General features: G+C 63.9%; 21 protein-coding genes. 8 read left to right on the top strand and 13 right to left on the bottom strand.

From position 1 onward, the window contains the following. Window positions 1–36 precede the first annotated feature (36 nt). The 7 genes from AC5Y5C_RS21470 to AC5Y5C_RS21500 form a co-directional block, all read right to left on the bottom strand. Window positions 37–1,095: an aminotransferase class I/II-fold pyridoxal phosphate-dependent enzyme gene (locus AC5Y5C_RS21470; RefSeq protein WP_499976308.1), complete on the bottom strand. Its 1,059-nt coding sequence runs from the start codon at window positions 1,093–1,095 to the stop codon at window positions 37–39. Then, window positions 1,074–2,087 carry a 3-oxoacyl-ACP synthase III family protein gene (locus AC5Y5C_RS21475; protein WP_499976310.1) on the bottom strand — a complete coding sequence of 338 codons (1,014 nt, stop codon included), beginning with the start codon at window positions 2,085–2,087 and terminating at the stop codon, window positions 1,074–1,076. Before AC5Y5C_RS21475 ends, AC5Y5C_RS21470 begins: the two co-directional genes overlap by 22 nt. Beyond that, complete coding sequence (locus tag AC5Y5C_RS21480) at window positions 2,084–2,743, bottom strand: SRPBCC family protein (protein WP_499976751.1); 660 nt, start codon at window positions 2,741–2,743, stop codon at window positions 2,084–2,086. The genes AC5Y5C_RS21475 and AC5Y5C_RS21480 overlap by 4 nt, the downstream gene beginning before the upstream one ends. Further along, entirely contained in the window at window positions 2,730–4,430 is a 1,701-nt protein-coding gene (locus AC5Y5C_RS21485) for a thiamine pyrophosphate-binding protein (protein WP_499976311.1), read from the bottom strand. Before AC5Y5C_RS21485 ends, AC5Y5C_RS21480 begins: the two co-directional genes overlap by 14 nt. A gap of 219 nt (window positions 4,431–4,649) precedes the next feature. Continuing rightward, window positions 4,650–5,396, bottom strand: a complete 747-nt coding sequence (locus tag AC5Y5C_RS21490; RefSeq protein ID WP_499976315.1) for a zf-HC2 domain-containing protein — start codon at window positions 5,394–5,396, stop codon at window positions 4,650–4,652. Then, window positions 5,393–5,875, bottom strand: coding sequence for a sigma-70 family RNA polymerase sigma factor (locus AC5Y5C_RS21495; RefSeq protein WP_499976752.1), 483 nt, complete (start codon window positions 5,873–5,875; stop codon window positions 5,393–5,395). Before AC5Y5C_RS21495 ends, AC5Y5C_RS21490 begins: the two co-directional genes overlap by 4 nt. A 207-nt stretch (window positions 5,876–6,082) precedes the next feature. Next, window positions 6,083–6,688, bottom strand: a complete 606-nt coding sequence (locus tag AC5Y5C_RS21500) for a maleylpyruvate isomerase family mycothiol-dependent enzyme (protein ID WP_499976754.1) — start codon at window positions 6,686–6,688, stop codon at window positions 6,083–6,085. Window positions 6,689–6,827: 139 nt separating this feature from the next. On the opposite strand from AC5Y5C_RS21500, the gene AC5Y5C_RS21505 reads away from it, so the two are divergent. Then, window positions 6,828–7,694 carry a class I SAM-dependent methyltransferase gene (locus AC5Y5C_RS21505; RefSeq protein ID WP_499976318.1) on the top strand — a complete coding sequence of 289 codons (867 nt, stop codon included), beginning with the start codon at window positions 6,828–6,830 and terminating at the stop codon, window positions 7,692–7,694. A 36-nt stretch (window positions 7,695–7,730) separates the two neighbouring features. Here AC5Y5C_RS21505 and arc read toward each other — a convergent pair whose 3' ends face one another. Next, window positions 7,731–9,539, bottom strand: a complete 1,809-nt coding sequence (gene arc / locus AC5Y5C_RS21510; protein ID WP_499976320.1) for a proteasome ATPase — start codon at window positions 9,537–9,539, stop codon at window positions 7,731–7,733. A gap of 145 nt (window positions 9,540–9,684) precedes the next feature. Here arc and AC5Y5C_RS21515 point away from each other — a divergent pair, with 145 nt between their 5' ends. Both AC5Y5C_RS21515 and lppK read left to right on the top strand, forming a co-directional pair. After that, a complete protein-coding gene (locus tag AC5Y5C_RS21515) occupies window positions 9,685–10,230 on the top strand; it encodes an MTB12 family secreted protein (protein ID WP_499976322.1) in 546 nt (181 codons plus the stop codon). A gap of 35 nt (window positions 10,231–10,265) precedes the next feature. Continuing rightward, window positions 10,266–10,847 carry a lipoprotein LppK gene (lppK, locus tag AC5Y5C_RS21520; RefSeq protein ID WP_499976323.1) on the top strand — a complete coding sequence of 194 codons (582 nt, stop codon included), beginning with the start codon at window positions 10,266–10,268 and terminating at the stop codon, window positions 10,845–10,847. Here lppK and AC5Y5C_RS21525 read toward each other — a convergent pair whose 3' ends face one another. Beyond that, window positions 10,848–11,693, bottom strand: a complete 846-nt coding sequence (locus AC5Y5C_RS21525; RefSeq protein WP_499976324.1) for a tRNA (adenine-N1)-methyltransferase — start codon at window positions 11,691–11,693, stop codon at window positions 10,848–10,850. Window positions 11,694–12,004: 311 nt separating this feature from the next. Here AC5Y5C_RS21525 and AC5Y5C_RS21530 point away from each other — a divergent pair, with 311 nt between their 5' ends. Further along, entirely contained in the window at window positions 12,005–13,315 is a 1,311-nt protein-coding gene (locus AC5Y5C_RS21530; protein WP_499976326.1) for a DEAD/DEAH box helicase, read from the top strand. 72 nt (window positions 13,316–13,387) lie between these two features. On the opposite strand, the gene AC5Y5C_RS21535 is transcribed toward AC5Y5C_RS21530, so the two are convergent. After that, on the bottom strand, window positions 13,388–14,308 hold the full coding sequence (locus tag AC5Y5C_RS21535) for an acyl-ACP desaturase (RefSeq protein WP_499976756.1): 921 nt from the start codon (window positions 14,306–14,308) through the stop codon (window positions 13,388–13,390). Window positions 14,309–14,403: 95 nt separating this feature from the next. After that, window positions 14,404–16,371, bottom strand: coding sequence for a CocE/NonD family hydrolase (locus AC5Y5C_RS21540; protein WP_499976327.1), 1,968 nt, complete (start codon window positions 16,369–16,371; stop codon window positions 14,404–14,406). 171 nt (window positions 16,372–16,542) lie between these two features. On the opposite strand from AC5Y5C_RS21540, the gene AC5Y5C_RS21545 reads away from it, so the two are divergent. Both AC5Y5C_RS21545 and AC5Y5C_RS21550 read left to right on the top strand, forming a co-directional pair. Then, complete coding sequence (locus AC5Y5C_RS21545) at window positions 16,543–17,433, top strand: RecB family exonuclease (RefSeq protein ID WP_499976329.1); 891 nt, start codon at window positions 16,543–16,545, stop codon at window positions 17,431–17,433. After that, window positions 17,430–18,239, top strand: coding sequence for a thioesterase family protein (locus AC5Y5C_RS21550; RefSeq protein WP_499976331.1), 810 nt, complete (start codon window positions 17,430–17,432; stop codon window positions 18,237–18,239). Before AC5Y5C_RS21545 ends, AC5Y5C_RS21550 begins: the two co-directional genes overlap by 4 nt. A gap of 87 nt (window positions 18,240–18,326) precedes the next feature. Here AC5Y5C_RS21550 and AC5Y5C_RS21555 read toward each other — a convergent pair whose 3' ends face one another. Next, window positions 18,327–18,992 (bottom strand): TetR/AcrR family transcriptional regulator, encoded by a 666-nt coding sequence (locus tag AC5Y5C_RS21555; RefSeq protein WP_499976333.1) that lies wholly within the window; start codon window positions 18,990–18,992, stop codon window positions 18,327–18,329. 167 nt (window positions 18,993–19,159) lie between these two features. On the opposite strand from AC5Y5C_RS21555, the gene AC5Y5C_RS21560 reads away from it, so the two are divergent. Continuing rightward, window positions 19,160–20,560, top strand: coding sequence for a cytochrome P450 (locus AC5Y5C_RS21560; RefSeq protein WP_499976334.1), 1,401 nt, complete (start codon window positions 19,160–19,162; stop codon window positions 20,558–20,560). A 46-nt stretch (window positions 20,561–20,606) separates the two neighbouring features. Then, on the top strand, window positions 20,607–21,284 hold the full coding sequence (locus AC5Y5C_RS21565) for a nuclear transport factor 2 family protein (protein WP_499976335.1): 678 nt from the start codon (window positions 20,607–20,609) through the stop codon (window positions 21,282–21,284). A 14-nt stretch (window positions 21,285–21,298) separates the two neighbouring features. On the opposite strand, the gene AC5Y5C_RS21570 is transcribed toward AC5Y5C_RS21565, so the two are convergent. Next, window positions 21,299–21,964 (bottom strand): ABC transporter permease, encoded by a 666-nt coding sequence (locus AC5Y5C_RS21570; RefSeq protein WP_499976337.1) that lies wholly within the window; start codon window positions 21,962–21,964, stop codon window positions 21,299–21,301. Window positions 21,965–21,982 lie beyond the last annotated feature (18 nt).

Below are 21,982 nucleotides of genomic sequence, written 5' to 3' on the forward strand. Positions count from 1 at the left end.
GGCAATCGGGGGGACGGATCGCCGCGGCCAACCAGTCTATGACGCAGGCCTACTCATCTGGGGTGCTGCGCCTTCGCCCATCTCGTCTACCTCCAGTAGCCGTCGCGCGACAATCGCCATCTCACGCGGATCACCGACGGTGAGTCGGACGCCGCCGTCGGGGTACTCCTTGGCGACGACATCACCGGTTCCCAGGATGGACATCCAGGGCTCTCCATCGCCGCGCGCCGGGAGATAGACGAAGTTGGCGTGAGATTCCGGGGTATGCGCACCCATCTGAGCAAGCCGTTCTCGGAGCCGATCACGTTCGTAGACAATCGAATCCACCCGCAGGCGCAGCTCTTCTTCGGCCGCGTAGGATGCCGCTACCGCGACTGCTGCCGCGCGGTTCATGCCGAACGGGAGCTGGTAGCGGCGGATGACACCACAGACCGCGGGAGCGGCCAGCCCGTAGCCGATGCGCAGGCCGGCCAACCCATACGCCTTGGAGAAAGTACGCAGCACAACCAGATTCGGATGCGCCGCGATCAGACGCGGAATATCCAGATGCGCATCGGGATCCACGAATTCGATATAGGCCTCATCGAGTATCACAACACTGGTCGGCGGTGCCTGGCCGACAAACTCATAGACCTGCTCGGCAGGTATCAGCGTTCCGGTCGGGTTATGCGGTCGGCACAGCACCACGGCGGCGGCATCGGCGTCATACGCCGCTCCCAGTAGCTCATCGAGATCGGTCATCCCGTTGTCCGCCAGCGGGATCGGCACCTGGATCATCCCGGCGATATCGGCCAGTATCGGGTAGCCGTCGAATGTCGGATGCGCGAAGACCAAGGAATCGCCCGGCTGGCACAACGCCTGCAGCACCTGCAGCGCAACCCCGGTGGCCCCAACACCCACCACCACTTCCTCCGGTGTCATACCCACCCGCTCGGCGATCAACCTCGGGAGCACCACGGGCAGAAACTCGGGGTACCGATTCACCTCCGCGATGTCATGTCTGAGCGCATCGCGCACCGATGGCAGTGGACGATAAGGGTTTTCGTTCAGCGCCAGTCGGAGCGGACTGATCGTCACAGGCCTCTCCCGCCCCACCGCACGGCCGCCGCGGCCGCGTAGTCGCCGGCATGTGCGAATCCCGCCAGCATCACGGTGTCGCCGGCCTTGACCTGCCCATCGGAGACCGCCTGATCGAGCGTGTGCGGAATGCCGACCCCGAACAGGTTGCCGCACTCATCAAACGTATCGGGGTGCTTTTCCCGGGGCAGCTGCAGGGCATCTCGCCAGTTCCGCAGAAAGATCCGGTTGGGCTGGTTGGTCACCAGTGCATCGAGATCCGTTGACGGAACCCCGATTCGATCACAGACAGCCAGCGCCACCTCGGGCACCATCCGGTTGCCACGGGCTAGCACCTTGCTGATCTTGTGCTCGGTGAATGCCACCCTGCCCTGCCCCGGTCCGGCCTCCCAGTACTTGCGATGAGGTGTCACCGCGTAGGTCATGTCCCCCGCGAACTCTCCGAAGTTCCGCGTCTCGATGCTCAGGACCGGCGAACCCCCGTCGCGGGTAATCAGTGCCGCGGTGGCACCGTCTCCCGGTATCGAGGCCTGCGCGGCGGAACGCACCTGCTCCTGCACGAAGATCTGGCCCGCGGCATTCTGCATGTTCACGATGAGAGCCGACCGGGCGCTCGACGAGGCGATCATCTGCTGCACAAGCTTGAGCATCAGAACGAACGACACGCAGCCGCCGTTGTGCACATCCAGAATCCACTCCGGGCGGATCTGCAGCCGGTTCGCCACCTCCCCACCGCAACCCACGAACGGCAGGTCAGGCAACTGGGTATGCGTCAGGAGGATGTCCACCTCGTCCAGCACGCTGTCCCCGTGCCGTTCTCGCAGCCCCGCGACCGCACGCTCGGCCATGTCCACCGCGGACTCATCGGCGGCCACGTGGTGCCGGTAGGCGGGGCTGCGGAACATGACGTTCTCGGCCAGGTCATCATCCTTGGCGTACTGCGCGAAATAGTCTGCGCTGACCCGGTTCTCGGGAAGATAGCTGGAGATATCGAAGATGCTGACGGTCATTTCATCCACTCCGGAACAATCGGAAGTCCATGGCTGTGGCGGTACTCGGCAATGGCCTTGAGATTCAGCAGCTCCAACAGGTGGCCTGCGCCGAACATGTCCCAAAAGTCCCCTACCCACGGCTTGCGTTCCGGAGGAGCGGTTTCCGGATAGGGATTCTCGTCGTAGAAGGGGTGGTGGCAGTTGGTCCACAACACCACGGAACCCGGCTTGTTGAGCACGACCTGTGCGTCGACCACCCTCATGAGGTAGACCATCCACAAGTGATCGCCCTGATCCCAGGCACAGTGATAGTCGACGGTTCCGGATTCGGCATGTGATTCGGTGCGGGTGTATATCAGCGTGTCCGAACCCAAGCGATCATGTGCAACCCACAGCCCGGGCTCATCGGTCTCCTCGAAACCGCGCAGGCTGTAGGTCCATTCCTCCAGACAACGGGTGTCGGAGAGGTAGCGATGTAATTCGCCGGGCGGGCAGTCCACATACTCTTGAACGGTGCAGAACGGCCCGAACACCTGATCGTGTGGATACACCGACCGCATCATGTCCATGATGACCGGTGTCGCCTTCTCGCGTGGTGAGGTCTCGATGCGGTGCACCCCGGGCAGCGCGTCGTCGGTACCAGCGTCGGCGGCGATATCGCTAAGCGCGGGCAAAGCTTTCAGGCCGGGCTTGGTGGTTTCGGTAATCGTGTCGGTCATGCGTTTTCTCCTTAGCGATTTCGGATGACAAGAACGGGGCAAACGGGGGTATCTCGTCGGTAGAGCAGATGACCTCCACCACGGAAGGACCGCTGTGGGCCATCGCCGCATTCATGGCGGCCTCGAAATCGGCCACCGTATCGGCCGAACGGCACATCAAACCGGGGAACATTGCTGCCAGCCCCGCCCCGATGTGCGAGGGCGCGAACCGGTTGAAGCTGTATCGCCCTCCGTAATACAGCTGTTCGCGGGTGACACACATGGCGTGCGCGTTGTTGTTGACGATGACGAATGTCACCGGCAGCCGATGTTCGATCGCAGTGTGAATCTCCATGCCGTGCATGAAGAATGCGCCATCGCCCGCGACCACCACGGTGCGGCCTCCCCGCGCGAACGCGCAGCCGATACCGGCGCCGAAGGCATACCCCATGCCCCCCATCCCGAGAGCGACGACGTAACGTCCCCGGCGCCGGGCGCCCAGGTAGTGCACCGCGGCGGCGCCGGTGTTGCCCGCGTCGACGAAGATATCGGCCTCCGCCGGAATCACCCGGTCGAGAACGTGCATGCCATCGTGGTACCTGACACCGTCGCCGTCATGTACGGGTGGTTCGAGATGAGCTGGTGCGTAGAGCGTTTCACTGTCCGGGGATTCCGCACGCGCCGGTAGGGCCGCGGTGAGTCGGGCCAATGTCGATGACAGGTCCTCGGTCTGCAGGTGCCGCGATGCGATATGCGGAGTCGCCGAGCCGATCGAGAGCACCGGTGTCGTGGCGAAGTCAATGCCACCACGGGTCATGACGGGCATTGTGGTACCGATACACACACACGTCACACCGTGGTGCAATACCCTTTCAACGGCAGGGTGTCCCATCACTCCAATCACACCGAGCAGCCGCGGATCCTCGCCGTCTACAGCATCTTTGGCATCGGGTGACAGTGCGACAAAGGCGTCGAGACGATCGATGAGATCCGATAGCTCGTTACGGGCATCGTGCCGCGCCACCTCCGGCCCGGCCACGACCAAGATCCGCCCGGGCGTATCGGCCAGATGCACGGCGAAATCGGCGAGCTGGGCCGGCACCGCCCCGGGCCGAACCTGCCGCTCCTGCATCTGCGGTAGGGCCCTCAGGTTCGCCTGCTGAACATCCTTAGGTATCAAGAGCACCGCGGGCAGGCCGTCCCGAACCACGGCCAGGGCACCGGCGAGCGCCTCGGCGATTTCTTCCGGGTGCTCCACTCGGGCGCAGTAGCCCGAGATGGGGCGGAAGACCGCCTGCAGATCCATGCTGCCTGCGCGTCCACTCCCATCCTGGAATGCGCCATGTCCTTCCAACGGGCGGGGCGGCTGGCCCACGATCGCAAGTACCGGCACCCCGCTCGCATATGATTCGGCAAGCGCAGGAACAAGATTGACAGCACCGCCACCGGATGTCGTGGCCACCACGCTCATCCGCGACGTAGCGCGCGCATAGCCGTCGGCCATCGTGCCCGCCGAGAACTCGTGTTTGGCCACGACGGCTTCGATGCCGGGTGTGTAGTGCACGGCGTCGTAGAGATCCTCGATGTTCGCACCGTCGACCCCGAAGACAACATCGACATCGTGGCGACGCAGCTCCAAGGCGAGCCAGTCAACCACTCGCATGTTCCCGTTCCCGGACGGAGCGTCGCCTGCCGTTCGGCTCCGAGCACATATCGGCGTGGTCATGACTAGTACACGACTGCCACACGTGACCGGTTCAACAATCGACAAGAAAAAGTGATCCAGTTATCTCAATCATGTGATGGGACAATATGAATCGAGTTTCAGGTAGTGCCGATATGGGCACGTCGAAGCATCGCGAGCCCTGACGTATGGGGGAATTCAGCGGCGCAGTTCGAGGAACACGAGCGGTGCCGCGTCGCCGTGATTGTCAATCACCTGCACGCTCTCGATCTGATCCTGAGGCATCGGAACGGTCGTCGACGTCATCATCGCGGAGCCCGGCTTGGCCGTCCACGAACTGGCGATGATGTCCCCGCCTTCACGGGTGCCGATCCGCAGCGCGTACGGCGCCGCCGAGCCGTCGGCATCGTCTCCGTACGCCGGATAGCTGCACCACATTTCGATACGGGTCCCGGCGCCGTCGCGAGCAATGGCCACTTGGGCGCTCAGTGGCGATGGCGTCACCTGGCGCATCGGCAGCCAGTGCTCACCCGAGGGCAACGAACCCGCTGCGACATTCATCGGCGCGGGCCGGTGATACCAGGGCGGCGGCACCAGCGAGACCGTCAGCGCCACGGCGGCAGCCACCGCGACGGCGCCCACATAGGCGAGTCGGCGCACAGCACTCTGCCGTCGCCATCGGGCCTGCAGCCTGGGCCACAGAGCCTGTACCGGGCAGCTGGTCGCCGGCTTCGCGAGCACCGGCGGGTCTTCGAGTTCCATCTTCTCCGCGTAGCCGCGATCCACCTTCGACAACAGACCGGGCATGGCGGTTACCTCAGACAGCGCGCGCTGACAGCTGGCGCAGTCCACCAGGTGCTGTTCGTACTCACGCCGTTCGGTCGATGAGAGCGCGCCCAGCACATAGGCGGCATCCCAATCGGCGTAGACATGTTCGATAGTCATCGCGTGACCCCCATTTCCTGCAGCGACAACCGAAGCGCGCGCACCGCGTAGTGCAGGCGTGATTTGACGGTACCCTCGGGTACTCCCAGCTCAGCGGATATGTCGGCGACCGAACTCCCGCGGTAGTACGCACGCAGGATGACGGCTCGGTGATCAGTGGACAGCGTGCGCAACGCCTCGGCGACCAGCCACGTATCGAGCGTGGCATCCACCTGATCGGGGGACGCGAACTCGGGTGTCTCGGCGGTGGCAATCTCACTGCGGAAACGTGAGCTGCGCGCGTTATCGCGGACCAGGTTATGGGCAACCGTGAAGAGCCAGGCACGCGCCGATCCTTCGGTTTGATTGACGAGCGTCGGATGCCGCCAGGCGCGCAACACCACTTCCTGCACGATGTCTTCCGCTAGCGCAGAGTCGTGGGTCAGATACAGGACATAGCGATGCAGCGGGCCTGCGTACTCGTCGTAAAAGGCCCGCATAAGACCCGATGAGCCCTTGCCGCCGGCGCCTTTCGGCCCAGCCTGCCCATCCGCCATGAAACACCTCCGACGGTTACACGAAATGACCGCCCGATTGGTTCAACGTACGCCCGCTTTGCCGCGCCGAACAGCCTTGTCGTCGTGATCGGGTGCGCAATATCTCAAGGACGTCCACGGATGGATCATGAGTGCGGTACCGCGGCCGGCCTAGTGCATCCGCTGAGCCAGGGACGGCACGCCCTCGCCGTCGAGCTCACCGATCACCACCGGGCGCCCTGCCATCGCCAGCACCAGGGCCTCTCCGGTGCCACGCACCTCGGGCCCGGAGCCATTGGCCCAATCCACATCGGTGGCAACGAACCGCAGACCCTTGGTGTATCGCTTCGGATGAGCACCAAAGTCGGGATGCCCCAGGGCGAAGATCAGCCGGTCGGTAGGGATCTGGCGCGGTTTGCCCAAGGGCCTCCTGATGTCCTGATGGTGCACCATGGCATCGGTATGCAGAGCCGCGGGCGCCATCTTGCCGAAGGCTCCGGGTCGCACCGCCGACTCGAAATGACGCAGTAGTTCTTGATTCGACATGTGGCCGGTGCGTTCCACCAATGCATCGTTGAGTTTGTCGATCGATGGGTTACGCAGCGCGGTCCCCAAATACGCGCCGAGCGATACCGCGTCGACACTGGCATGTGCCACGACGTCGCGGACCCGCCACCCCGCACACAGTGACGGCGCCATCCAGTCATCCTCGGTGAGCGTGTGCAGGAATTCGGCCAGGCTGGCGCGCTCAGCGGAAAGCATTTCGCGGGGTTTCATGGGTTTCACGGATACCTCCTGGGGCTGTACCCGCCATGTTAGGAAGACTGCGCTGACCAGCACCGCCGCCGCCTGCCAAGCACTGCCAGATAGTGCCAGCGCGCCATCTTGCGCCCGCCGGGCTTTCTATCCTCGCGATATGCCTCCACGCCGACTCGACCACACCGCAAGCCTGACCGCACAATTCAATGCCTGGCAGCGCGCCGCCGAGTCCATGCAACCGAGCGCCCTGCTCGACGACCCACAGTCCGGCTGGTTCGTGACGCATCCGCTGTTCCGGCTCGGACTCAGCTCTCCGATGGCGGCGCAGTGGGGTCTGCGGCTACTGGACCGGTGGTGCGGTGGTCTGCACGCCCACATCGTGTTGCGCCGGCGGGTGTCCGATGACGAGCTGCGCGCAGCCGCGGCATCCGGCATCACCCAAGTCGTTATTCTCGGTGCAGGGTTTGACACCAGCAGTCAACATCTCGGGGCGCTGCCGGTCACCGTTTTCGAGGTCGACGCGCCATCGACGCAGCGGGATAAAAGGCGGCTGTTGGAACACCACGGTGTGCAGCCGCACTGGGTACCCTGCGATTTCGAACAGGACGATCTGACCATCAGCCTGCACACCGCCGGATTCAATGCGGCGGCACCGGCACTGGTGATCTGGCTCGGCGTCACCTACTACTTGACGGTGCCCGCGCTGGAATCGACACTGGCGCAGCTCCAAAACCTCTGCATGCCGGGAAGCCGACTCGTGATGGATTACGGCGATCCGGACATCGTGGGCCATGGCAGCGTCCGCCCCGACGTGCGCCGGGTGTCACGCTATGTCAGCCGCAAGGGCGAGCCTTATCGCACGGGACTGACGGCGACCCAAGTCGACGAACTCCTTGCGCGCCACGGGTTTCGGACGGTCACTCACCAGCGGGTGCCCGGACTCCTGGACCGCTACGATCCGATGAACAAGCGCGGGCTGGCACGCGGCGATTGGAACACGGTGCTGACCGCGCAGCGCGTATGAACTGTCAGCCGTCGGCACACAGTACCTATAGATGACCTATAAGTACTGTCCCAGGCTCGATTCGGTGTCGATTGCGCGGTTGGCACTCGAGCTCTTGCCGGTGACCAGCGTGCGGATGTAGACGATCCGCTCGCCCTTCTTGCCCGAGATCCGCGCCCAGTCATCCGGGTTCGTGGTGTTGGGCAGATCCTCGTTCTCGGCGAACTCGTCGACGATCGAGTCCAGCAGATGCTGAATACGCAGGCCCTTCTGACCGGTCTCCAGCACCGCCTTAATCGCATTCTTCTTCGCACGGTCCACGACGTTCTGGATCATGGCGCCGGAGTTGAAGTCCTTGAAGTACATGACTTCCTTATCACCGTTGGCGTAGGTGACTTCCAGGAATCGGTTGTCGTCGATCTCGGCGTACATCCGGTCCACGACCTTCTCGATCATGGCCTTGATGGTCAGCCCACGGTCGCCACCGAACTCGGCCAGGTCGTCGGTATTCACCGGCAGTTTGTCGGTGAGGTACTTGGAGAAGATGTCCTGCGCCGACTCGGCATCCGGCCGTTCGATCTTGATCTTCACGTCCAGGCGACCAGGCCGCAGGATCGCCGGATCAATCATGTCTTCACGGTTGGAGGCACCGATGACGATGACGTTCTCCAGGCCCTCGACACCATCGATCTCGGAAAGCAACTGCGGCACCACGGTCGTCTCCACGTCAGAGCTGACACCGGTACCACGGGTGCGGAAGATGGAGTCCATCTCGTCGAAGAAAACGATGACCGGCGTACCGTCCGAAGCCTTTTCGCGGGCCCGCTGGAAGATCAAGCGGATATGCCGCTCGGTCTCACCGACGAACTTGTTGAGCAGCTCCGGGCCCTTGATGTTCAGGAAGTAGGACTTGGCCTCGCGGGAATCGTCGCCACGCACCTCTGCCATCTTCTTGGCCAGCGAGTTGGCAACGGCCTTGGCGATGAGCGTCTTTCCGCATCCGGGCGGCCCGTACAGCAGCACACCCTTGGGCGGTCGCAGCGCGTACTCCCGGTACAGGTCCTTATGCAGGAACGGCAGCTCCACCGCGTCGCGGATCTGCTCGATCTGCCGGGTCAGGCCACCGATGTCGCTGTAGCTGACGTCCGGTACCTCTTCCAGCACCAGATCCTCGACCTCGGCCTTGGGGATCCGCTCGAAGGCATAGCCGGCCTTGGTGTCAACCAGCAACGAGTCGCCCGGCCGCAGTTTTCGGGGCTTGAGATCCGCTCCGTCAGCATCCTCGGACACGTCGGAGAGGTCGGGTGCGATCAGCGGATCGGCCAGCCAGACGATGCGCTCCTCGTCGGCATGTCCCACCACAAGCGCGCGGTGACCATCGTCCAGCAGTTCCCGCAGCGTGCTGATCTCACCAACGGATTCAAAGTGGCCGGCCTCGACCACGGTGAGCGCCTCATTGAGACGCACGGTCTGTCCCAGGCGCAGCTCGGCGGTCTCGATGTTGGGAGAGCAGGTCACCCGCATCTTGCGGCCGGAGGTGAAGACGTCCACCGTGTCGTCGGCCTGCACAGCCAGCAACACGCCATAACCGCTCGGCGGCTGGCCCAGCCGGTCAACTTCCTCGCGCAGTGCCAAGAGCTGCTGACGGGCCTCCTTGAGGGTGTCCATCAGCTTGGCGTTCCGCGTATTCAGGGAGTCAATGCGGGCCTCGAGCTGGTTCAGATCGCGCAGACGCCCGGTATCTCCCGCCCCACGGCCCGCACTGTCTTCCAGCTCTTGGCGAAGCACCGCAACCTCTCGGCGTAGCCGCTCCAGTTCGGCGGCATCCGGTGTGCCGAACGCCTCAGAACGCTCCGACTCACTCATGATGTCCTCCTTTCCCACACCGAGAATTGGTGCGGTGGATACTTCAACGCTACCGGCGATTGGCCGGTAATGCGGGGTCTACCCGTTGTCTGTGATGTCTACGCTGTTAGCGTTCGTCACATTCAGGTCGATCGAAAGGACAACCGTGAGCTCACAAACCGGTATGTCGGGGGTCGCCATGCTGGGTTTACTCGCAGCGGCCGCGGTTGGCTTGGCAGTGCCAATGGGCGAGCCGACAGCCAGCTCTCCTGGCCCGACAGCAACGACCGCGATACCCGCCGGCATCGCCCCCGTGTCGTGGGATATCCCGATGGACGTTCCTTCCGAGCCGGCCGATGCCACACCCACGTCCGATGAGTTGAGCGGTTTGCTGTATTCGCTTGCCGATCCGGGCGTGTCGGCCCTCGCCAAGGGCGGTCTGGTCGAGGGTGGCATCGGTGCCGGCGAGGCGATCTACGCCGATCGCGCGTTCAAGAACGCCAACCGCGACGGTTTCCTGCCACTCGCATTCACAGTGTCCGACGTCAAATCCACCGGACCGGGCGTGGCCTCGGCCGCGGTCACCATTACCGGCCCCAAGACCCAGGCCTATACGACGAAGATCAACTTCGTGAACCAGGACGGCTGGAAGATCAGCAAGGCCTCGGCCGTTTCGCTAATCCAGGCGGCATCAGGTAAGTCTGGAAGGTAGACGTAGCCGATATGCCGAATGGAGTCACCTGGATCATGGCCCGTCACCTTCAACTCGCAGTCGTCACGGCGAGTGCGGCCGTTCTCGCCCTGACCGCCTGCAGCAGCTCGAACGACAAGGCCGCCCCGACCAGCTCGTCGGCAACGCAGCCCGCATCCTCGGCTGCTCCCGCCGCGGCGGACCCAGATCATCCGCTGCCCGATCCGGCGGTGCTGACCGATGTTCTCAACCGTCTCGCCGATCCGAACCTGCCGGGCACCGAGAAGGTCGCCGCCGTTCAAGGCGCCACCCCCGAACAGCTGGACAAGTTCACCAAGGCGATCGGCGACGCCGGGTTCTCCCCGTTGTCATTCACCGTGAAGGACCCCAAGTGGTCGACGGAGACCACGGGCGATGTCGAAGCCGTCGTCACCATCAACAGCCCGAGCCCCAAGATGGGCGGGTTCGCGGTGCCGATGTCGTTCTCGCCCGAGGCGCAGGGGTGGAAGTTGTCGAAGCGGACATCCGACCTTCTGCTCAAGACCGGGACATCCCTCGCGGGTACCGCCACACCACATGAGGCACCTCCCGCCGGAGCCCCGGCTCCCGAGGCACCGGCCCCTACACCTGCCCCGTAGCTACCCAGCGCTAGTCGGTAGCCGTTTACGCCGCAGCGGTGTGGGGGTGATCGTGTCGGGCGCCAGGCGACGTGCACTCACCAGGAACGCGGTATGCCCGCGCATGCTGTGCTCCGGACGCACCGCCAGACCGACGACGTTCCAGCCGCGCTGCATCGTCTCCCAGGACCGAGGCTCGGTCCAGCATTGCTGTTCCCGCAACGCCTCGACCACACGCGACAGTTGGGTCACGGTGGCGACGTAGACGATGAGTACGCCGCCCGGCACCAGCGATTCGGCGACCGCGGGCAAAGTTTCCCAGGGCGCCAGCATGTCGAGAACCACCCGGTCGACGGGGCCGGCATCCACGGACCGCTCGGAGAGATCGCCGAGCACCAGCTCCCAGTTATCCGGTCGCTCACCGAAGAATGTTGTGACGTTACGCACAGCGTGCTCGGCATGATCCTCACGAATCTCGTAAGAGATCACGGTTCCCTCGGGCCCCACCGCTCGCAGCAGTGAGCACGTGAGTGCGCCCGAGCCTGCGCCGGCTTCCAGCACTCGCGCGCCGGGGAAGATATCGCCGTCGTGCACGATCTGCGCGGCGTCCTTCGGGTAAATCACCTGCGCGCCGCGCGGCATCGACAGCACGTAGTCGATCAGCAAAGGGCGCAATACCAAGAACTGGTCACCGTTGGTCGATTTCACGACGCTGCCCTCGGGGATGCCGATCACCCCGTCGTGCACGATGGCACCGCGATGGGTGTGGAACTCCTTACCGGGCTCGAGCACCATCGTGTAGTGCCGCCCCTTGGCGTCGGTCAGTTGCACACGATCGCCGACGACGAACGGTCCGGTTCGAGACATGCGCTCACCTTGCCAGGTATGCGTTGCCGACTCCGAATCGGGCAGACATCAGGGCAGGCAGCAGCGCCCGTCACCAGTGTGTTCCGCCGCACACGTTTAGCTATCGATGCCAAGAGGCAGTAGTGTGTGTCACTGAGCGCTGAATTTGCGCTCGCGTCGAAGAACGTTTCTTTCGTCAGCCAGTGTGAATTTCGGCAGACTTTCAGGCTCTTCTCTCGGCGATCGACATTGCCCATCGGCAATCTCGCCACCACAATGCCTCGAAAGGCGTTCAAGTACCCATGTCTCAACCCACATTTGATTCTCTCGGCGTGCCCGCACCACTTATTGACGTGCTGCAGGCCGCTGGAATCAGCGCGCCGTTCCCCATCCAGGCCGCGACTCTTCCCGACACTCTCAGCGGCCGTGACGTACTGGCCCGCGGCAAGACCGGCAGCGGAAAGACTCTCGCGTTCTCCCTTCCTGTCGTCTCCCGTATTGCCAGCGGTAACCGGGTGCCGCGTAAGCCGCGTGCACTCGTGCTGGCACCCACCCGGGAGCTGGCGACCCAAATCAGCGCCGTCATCGAACCTTTGGCGGCGATCTGCCGTCTCAAGGTCACCACCATTTTCGGTGGCGTCTCCCAGCACCGGCAGGTGCAGGCCCTCTCGGCCGGCGTCGACATCGTGGTCGCTTGCCCGGGACGCCTGGAAGACCTTCTGAAGCAACGCCATCTGAGCCTGGACGCCGTGGAGATCTGCGTGCTGGACGAGGCCGACCACATGGCCGACCTCGGCTTCCTGCCCGCGGTGACCCGGCTGCTGGCCGCGACACCGAGTTCCGGTCAGCGCCTGCTGTTCTCGGCTACCCTGGACAACGACGTCGACAAGCTCGTCAAGCGGTTCCTGCACAACCCGGCCGAGCACTCGGTCGATTCCGTCGACTCCCCCGTCGCCGCGATGACGCATCACGTGTTCACCGTCAGCGGGCCCGATGCCAAGCGCGATCTCGTCAACACGCTGGCCTCCGGCACCGGGCGGCGCATCCTGTTCATGCGCACCAAGCATCAGGCGAAGCGGCTCGCGCATCAGCTCAATCAGTCAGGCATCCCATCGGTTGACTTGCACGGCAACCTTTCTCAGGGTGCGCGCGACCGTAACCTCGCCGCCTTCTCCGGTGGCCAGGCGCGGGTGCTGGTGGCGACCGATGTCGCCGCACGCGGAGTCCACGTCGATGACGTGACGCTGGTCGTGCACGTCGACCCGCCCGCCGAGCACAAGGCCTACCTACACCGGTCGGGCCGCACCGCCCGCGCCGGCGGCACCGGCGATGTGGTGACGGTGGTACTTCCCGAGCAGCGCCGCGATGTCACGCAGCTGCTGCGCAAGGCCGCCATTACCGCCACCCCGCAGCAGGTGACGGCTCACTCTGACGAGGTCAAGACTTTGGTGGGCGAGGTGGCACCGTATGTGAAACCCGCTCCCGCACAGAAGGTCGACAACTCCTCCGCCGCGAACGGCCCACGCGGTCAGCGGTCACACCGGCCCCGTGGCGGTGCCGAGGGACGCCCGGCACGTGCGCCTCGGCGCAGTGGACAGGGTCAGCGGTCCGCACAGCGCGCAGGCAGCAGCGCGTCGCGGTAGATCTGAATCCAGGAAAAACTAGCTGATTACCGGAGGCCAGCCGTCAACGCGGGTGACCTCCGGTAATCGCGTTCAGGCACCTCTAGCCGCGCGCGCCGCCGCCTTCTCTTCATAGAACTTCGCGCGGTCATCCACGCCGGCAAGGAATTTCGCCAGCGTCTCGCGAGCCTGCTCGCCTTCGGGCCCCATATCGGAGCGTTCGAACACCCGCCAGAAACGCAGGATGGGCTGCAGGACGTCGTCGTGGTGGATGCGCAGGTCGTAGATACCGGCCTTGGCGATGGCTATCGCCTTCTGCGCGAAGCCTTCCATCCCCATACCCGGCATCGCGAAGCCGACGATCTCTTTGTAGATCGCCTGCATCGCGGCATCGGGCTCGATATCGAATGCCGCCGACATGAGATTGCGGTAGAAGACCATGTGCAGGTTCTCATCCAGCGCCACCCGCGCCAACAGCTGATCAGCAATCGGGCAGCCCGAGGCCTTCCCCGTATTGCGGTGGGATATTCGAGTGGCCAGCTCCTGGAACGACACGTAGGCCAGCGCCTCCAGAGGCGTCTTGTCCCCTGAGTCGTAGCCGGCGACGGTGTGCGCCATGCGCATTGCTTCGAGATTGCTCGGGTCGACCCCACGGGTGACCACCAGATAGTCCCGAAGCGCGATGGCGTGTCGCCCTTCTTCCGCCGTCCACTGGCCCACCCAGGTTCCCCACGCACCGTCTCGCCCAAATCTCGTGGCGATCTCACGGTGATAGGACGGCAGGTTGTCCTCGGTCAGCAGGTTGACGACCAACGCCGCCTGGGCCACCGAATCAAGCGGGCTGTCCTCGGGCTGCCAATCCTCGCCGCCGAGGAAAGCGAAGTCGCGGCCCCGACTCCAGGGCACGTAATCATGTGGGGCCCATGGGCGCGCGGCACCCAGGTGCCGCGCGAGATTCGCCTCGACGACGGGCTCCAGCTCGGTAAGTAGTCGTGTTTGTAATCCGGTCACCATCTTGTCCACCTCTCCATTCGTCCTACCGCCACCTCCAACCTACGGTACCGTAAGTTACAGAAAAAGTGGCTGGCGAATGGGTGAATTGCCGAGGACTAGGCGGCCCCCGCCGCGGCACCGACAACCACGGGTGCCACCAGGTAACTCGGCTGCTCAGGGTCCAGGATCAGGATCTGACCGTGACGGCTCGCCCAGAGCTCGGGAACGGACGGTATGTACCTCGGCAGGCTCGCCGCCGAGACGACAACCCGCAGCCGGTGCCCGGCCGCGATCACCGCATCGACTTCCGTGAGATCTATGTCGAGCGTGATCGGCGCACCGGGCTCCACCGGAAGCTTGCTCCCCATGCCGGCGGGATGCCAGGGCGACAAATAGTCGCCGTCCTCCGTCCGCAGACTCTTCCCCTCGTCCACGCCGCGGCGCGAACCCAGCAGCGCCCCCTCGGCCAGCATCCGCGAAAAACCGTCCGGTGCCACGTCGGTCACCGAGACGACCCAGAATGCCTCCGTACCCATCGCTTTGGTGCGTAGATGAAGGTTGAGCGGCCCGGAGATCACCCATGGCTCCGCGGCGACACCGCTGGTGAACGTGAGTGCACCGCGCTCGAAGTAGCGCGAGTCCTTCAACCCGGAGGTACCCAACGCGGCGGTGATACCGGCCGTCAACCGGGAGGTCGTGGGCGATTTCAGCAGTCCCATCCGGCGGCGAAGGAGATGCTCGGTCCTACCGAGCGGTGCGGCACCCGCCAATGACCCGTCGAACATCGAACCCGCTCCCACACCCGAGGGTTCAGCATCCAGGTAGAAGCGTTGCGGCCTCGCTTCGGGCCGCGGATAAGCGTTCATGGTGTGCCAACCGCCATTTTGCTGTTGCAAGGTGAGCGGGCCGTAGCCCTCGATGCCGTTGTCAATACCCTTGAGCCACTTGTCAAACCATGCGCGCTGCAGGACATCCAGCCGAGGTGGTCCGTCCTGGCGGCCGAGCTGCGAACCCGGAGAGCCGTGGTATCCCTCGTTGATGACAACCTGAAACCTGCCACCCGGCAATGCCGTTCGTCGATGAATGCGCAACGCAGCCGGACCAAAGATGTCGTCCCACGCCCCGTACACAAATGTCGGGATCTCGATGTCCTCGAACCGGGGGCTGATCTGCTGGAAGTATTCATCGTTGTCGATCAGCGCCCCCTTGCCACGCAATCCCTCGAAGATATACCGCACCAAGCGATTCAGCGGTGCACGCAACCGCCCGACCAGCCAGCCCAGCCCGACGCCACCACGTATCACATCCGACGGCGACGGCAGCCACTTTGCCAACGCAACAGCAAGCATCCAGACGGGCAGGAAGAATGTCTGTGCCCCACCGGTCTTCATGAGATCGCGGGATATATCGCTGACCGGCTCGACCGCGAACACCGCACCGAGGCCCGGTACCCGGTTACCGGCAGCCTGCAGGGCGTTGATCGAACAGTACGAGATGCCGTACATTCCGACCGACCCGTCGCACCAGGGCTGCGACTGCGCCCAGGCCACCACCTCGGCGGTGTCGCGCTGTTCGACATCGTTGAGCATGCCCCAATCGCCGGTGGAAGCGCCGGTACCGCGAACGTCCACAACCACCTGGGCGTACCCGCTGCGGATCAGCGAATCGTTCACACCGAACGTCGTCAGGCCACCGCCCGGAATGGCCCGCGCCAGCTCGGCGAGCTCGAAGAGACGCGGGTTCTTCGGCGGAGCGGCCGGCACGGTAACCCCGAACCGGCGCAGTCCCCGCAGCAGCCACGCCGCCAGATGCGTCACGGATTTGTTGTAGGGGGTCAGGTTGAAAAGCACCGGCACCGGGTCGCTCACCGGAGTCCCGTCGGCGTCGGCCGGCCGGAACACCTGGGCCTTGAGCACGGTCCCGTCGGACAGCGGTATCGAGACGTTGGGAGTGAACGACACCCGTGAGTACCGGCTGGGCCCATCCGCCGCTGCGGTCCACCGTTCGGCCTGACCCGCTCCGGCGAGTGCCGTGTCCTGTGTCTGCAGACTCTCCAGCGGGCTTCGATGCTTTGCCGTCGTCACTGCGCATTCCTCTCGGGCGGGGCGTCGCTGCCCATGACCAATGAGAGGTTGACGTTACTTCGAGTACGGATACTTTGGGGACGACTTGTGACATGTGTTGAATGACGTCCACCGGTTTTGTGCGCGGCGTGGCGTCAGCACCTGTCGGACGCGATGCCTAGGCTGCCAACCATGAAGGAGACCACGCAGGATCGGCCGGCGCGGCGGCCCGCGCTGTCCCCTTCCCGTGCCAGCGACTTCAAACAGTGCCCACTGCTGTACCGGTTCCGCGCCATCGACCGGCTCCCCGAGCCGCCCTCAACGGCGCAGGTGCGCGGCAGCCTGGTACACGCCGCGCTGGAGGATCTCTACGCGCGGCCCGCGGCCGAACGTGAGTACGCCACAGCCGCCGGACTGGTGGAACCCGCATGGGAACGCCTCGTGGAATCGAACCCGGAGCTCGCGGCGGTGGTCGAGGCCGAGCGCCTTCCCGGGTTCCTCGATGAGGCGCGCGACCTGCTGTCGGGCTACTACCGGCTCGAGGATCCCACCGGGTTCGATCCCGACAGCTGCGAGGAGCGCGTCGAGGTCGAGCTGTCCGACGGCACGATGCTGCGCGGGTTCATCGACCGCATCGACATCGCGCCCGGGGGTGCGATGCGTCTGGTGGATTACAAGACCGGACGCGCACCTCGCGCCCTGTTCGAGGCCAAGGCGTTGTTTCAGATGAAGTTTTACGCCGTCGCGCTGTATCGCACCCGCGGGGTGGTGCCCCGGCGGCTACGGCTGCTGTATCTGTCCGACGGCGAGGTTCTCGACTACACACCGGATGAGGCAGAGCTGCTCAAGTTCGAGAAGACGCTGATGGCGATCTGGCGGACGATTCAAAACCTCGGTACCACGGGCGACTTCCGGCCCAGTCCCTCTCGGTTATGCAACTGGTGCGCCCATCAGTCGCTGTGCCCCGCATTCGGCGGCACGCCGCCGCCCTATCCGGGCTGGCCCAGCGATTACGGTTCCTCCGATACGGATATCGAAGATGCCGAAGCCTCCGCGACCGCGATCCCGGGAGATGCGGCATGACATTGGACCTGACCGGCTGCTACTACCGGCGCTTGGAATCCGACGGCGAGTTCCAGGTGTTCGAGTCCACCGCGCTGACCGCCAGCGGGTGGGGTCCCAATCTGCAGCACGGCTCTCCCCCGATGGCGTTGCTGCTCAAGGCCATCGAGGAGCTGTTCAAGCCGCGTGAGGGCCTGCGGATCGGCCGGGTCGCGCTCGACATCCTCGGCGCGGTGCCGCTGGAGCCGGTGCGCGTGCGGGCCTGGATCGAACGGCCGGGCCGCCGGATCGCCCTTGCGGTCGCCGAGATGGAGGCGCATGCCAACGGCGGATACCGTGCGGTCGCACGGGCCAGCGCGTGGTTGTTGGCAACATCGGTGACCGCCGATAAGGCGAGCGACCGGTATCCACCACTGCCCGAGTACCCACCGGGCCCCACCCCGCCGGCCTTCGGTTTCGAGGGTTCCAACTACTCCAAATCGGTTGATTTTCAGTGGTTTTCGGTGCCCGATGGAGAGCCACAGGTGGCCTGGATGCGGCCACACGTACATATCGTCGACAGCGAGCCGACCACCCCCTGGCAACGGCTGGCCTCAGTCATCGACTCCGCGAATGGGATCGGCGCGGTGCTCAACCCGCTGCGATTCGTCTACATGAACACCGACACAGTGATGCATGTGCACCGGATTCCCCACGGTGATAATTTCGGAGTACGTGCCCGCATGTCGGTCGGACCCGACGGCGTCGGTGTGACCACTGCGGAAATCTTTGACCGCCGGGGGTATATCGGCTCCAGCGCACAGACCGTATTGGTCCAGCGACGGTAAGTTACGGCGAACCGCTCCTGCGCCACACGGTTACCTTGATGATTCACCGTCAAACTGTCTCCGGCCCACCAGAATACGGAGCGCCGGCTAACGGGCAGCACGCATGAGGGGCAGCAAGTATCTGCCTGCGAATTCACGCGTGTTTTCGTCGGTGTCGGTCGGCATCAGCACGGAGGGATTGACCAGAAACGTCGACGTCAGCCGAAGCGCCAAGTCCAGTGCCCGCTTCACCGCCGCAACGGGATAAGCGTCGTCGGCCAGCAGTTCCGCGATCACCGCGAGCAGACCTTGATATCCGGATGCGCTCATGTCGAAAACATTCCGCGAGAACGATTCCGAGTCGAATTCCTTCAGTGCCATCACCAGCGGATGGTCACGCGCCTCGCGCATGCCCATGACGAAGGCTTCGACCATCCTGTCTTCTGCGTTCGACAAGGGCGCAAGCACCGCCTGCGCCCGTACGAAGAATTCCGTTGTCTCCCGGACTAATACCGCGGCGACAATGTCTTCCTTGTCCCCACACTTGCGGTACAACGTGGGGCGAGACACGCCGGCGCGGCGCGCGATATCTCCGACCGCAGTGCGGGCTATGCCGTGGGCGACGAATTCCTCGCGTGCGGCATCCAATAAACGAGAGGTCGCCGCGTTTGTATCGGACAAGGTTCCCGTGGCCAGCTGCCGCAGCAATGAGTCGAGCTCTACCACGGGGCCGATACTAGCGGCGCGGACCGTCGCGACGACATTACGACTCACGGCTGCTCCCTCCGAACCGCCTACCTGGCATTTGAATCAATGAATTACTTTTGATTCAGTATTGCACAACGGCGGGATCCGCCATACACTTCGCCACCAGAATCACTGTCCGGCATCGCGGCGGCCCGGCCCCCTGAATCGCGACCGACCGCAGAGAAGGGGTACGCATGCACGCCACCGATACGAACTCCCCCGCACCGGAACTCCCCCGGACCTCGGGACCCAGGCTTCCCCCGAGAATGCCGATTCATCGGGCGGCGTTGTTGGGGCTGAGCTGCATGGGTGACCCATCTCGCCTGCCCTACCTGCTGCTGCCCAAGATCGCGAACCAATACGGCGACATCGTCCGCCTGTTCACCGGACCGAAGCCGGCACTCACCCTCACCCTGATCAACCATCCCGATTACGTCGACCACGTCTTCACCCGCCATCACGACCGCTACGTCAAGCACGAGGCCACTATCGAGTTGGTCTCCGGGGAGCCGGTAGCCCTTCCCCTGCTTGAGGGGCAGGAGTGGAAACGAGTCCGCTCCGCGTTCAATCCGTACTTCGGCGAGCGCGCGTTGGCCGTGGCAACCCCACTGATGATGGAAGGGATAACCGATCGAGTCGATGCCTGGTCCCGCTACGTGGCCAACGGGGAACTGGTGGACCTCGAACACGAACTCGGCGCGGTCGTGATGGACGGGCTGATGCGATCGATGTTCAAGGTTCAACTCAGCGCCGATGAGATCGATCATGCGGTCGACGGGGCACGCCGGTACGGTGTCTACGTCATCAGCCGGGTCGCCATGCATTTCTTGCCCACATGGATACCAAACCCCTTGCGCCGCAGTGGCGAGGAATCCAAGGAAGAACTTTTTGGCATTCTCGACCGCTTCGTCGACGAGCGCGCGGGCTGCCCGGTTTCCGCGACGCCGGACCTCGTGGATGCCCTGGTTGGATTGGAGTTCGAGGGCTGCCCGCAGACGCAGCATCGCCGAAGGCGCTCCGAGGCCGCCGGGCTGGTGTTCGCGGGATTCGAAACGACCGCCGCTGCACTTGCCTGGACCATCGCACTGCTCTGTCGCAACCCGAGGGCGCTCGGTAAGGCGTATGCAGAGATTGACGCACTCGGTGGGAAGACGCTGGAGTACGACGATCTGGAGAATTTGAAGTATCTGAGGGCGTGTTTCGATGAAGCGCAACGCTTTCAGGCCGCACCAGCCAATGTTCGAACGGCCGTCCAGGACGACGAGATCGGCGGCTACTTCATTCCCGAGGGCTCACAGGTCATCATCACGCAGTACGCGCTGCAGCGCGATCCCCGGTTCTGGAAGGAGCCGGACACGTTCAATCCGGATCGATTCCTGACCGACAAGATCAATCGGAATGCGTTTCTGCCCTTCAGTATCGGGCCTCGCAAGTGTATGGGAACTCGGATGGCCTACATCGAGGGAACTCTCGTCCTCGGGACCATCTTGCAACGCTACGCATTCCAGATCCGCGACGGCTGGGCACCCCGGCATCGCGTGCGGGTGTCTACCGGCCTTGCGGGCGGTCTGCCAATACGGCTCTTCGCCCGCTGAGCCCGTCACATATTTCCCACGATTTCCCCACGATGAAAGGAAAGAGATGAGCAGATTGGAAAAGTTGGGCCCCTCACCGGAACATGCGCAGTATCAGGCGCTCATGCCGGAGTTCTGGAAGAGGGTGCAACAACAGGAAACGAACGACATCGAGCGCGGACTTCCCGCCCGGGGCAGAACAGAGTTCGCGTACACGTGGTTCGACGCCTGGGCCGAGCAGGACATCAAGAAGATCGACTACTGCATTGCCGAGGACTGTAGCTACATCGACAGCACGACGTTCCAGGAGAACAGACTCGGACGCCAGTTCACGATCGACAACTGCCAGGCCGCCTTCGACGTCTTCCCCGACTTCGCCTTCTACCCTCAGGATGGGACGAATCGGTCACTGCCCTACTGGGATTACTTCGACAGCCAGTGGCGTGTGACCATTCCGTGGCGAGGCATCGGCCGCATGATCGGCAAGACCGTCGAGCCCAACACCGGAGCCACGCTCAAGGGGACAGGCCGCTGCCTGAACTTCATTGGCATTGACCGCTATACATTGACCGAAGACTTCAAGATCACCCATATCGACACCGACTGGGACATGCTCTACGGTGCCGCGCAACTTGCCGGATTGGGTCCCCTTGTGCGGAGTCACCGCCTTCAGAAGATCGGACTGCGCGCAGCCGGCATGGTGGCACCGGTGTTTCGTCTGGCGACCCTGCTGACCGCCCGGTGACCGAATAGCACGGGTCACGAATGGTCCGCGGGCGCGGAAACACCTCTGTAGCAGGCGATGAGGCCCCCGATAAACCCGAGAGCCACCGCTTCGATGATCACAATGAGCACATTGGCTGGGCTCATCAGCTGCATCAAGTTTCCGATGAACAGACTCAACGGAGTGTGCTTGCCAAACGCCGAGAAAAAGTAGACACCTGCTGCGCCGACAGCTACGAAGGCCAACGGCACCGCTACCACCGCAGTGGCGAGCACGCGTGGGACCACGAAGCCGTGGATGATGTCTACGCCACTGCTCCGCAATGTGTCTATTTCCTGCTCGATCCGGGGAGAATCGGCCTCAGCGAACACCACAGTGGCACCCGTGGCCGCGGCGACCAATATCGCGTGGGTCGGGAATCCTGTTGGGCCGAACACCAACGCCTCGAGGACGAGCACAATCAGCACCGCCAGCGGTATCGCCACCATACACATCGGCAGCACGGAGACTCTGGCTATCGAGCCTGCCTGCCGGAAGAACTCGCGGACGGCGGGCGGGCGGCGCAGCATGGTGCCGAACGTGTGCACTGCCATCGATACGAAGCCGGTAAAGGTGCGCCTGGGCTTCTCGGCGGAACCCGAGATCAGGCCGTCCGGCCGGTCCGCGTTGATCACCGTCGGGGCTTCTAGATACGTGGTCACATATCACTACATATCGCG

The organism is Mycobacterium sp. NGS15 (genome assembly GCF_059813245.1).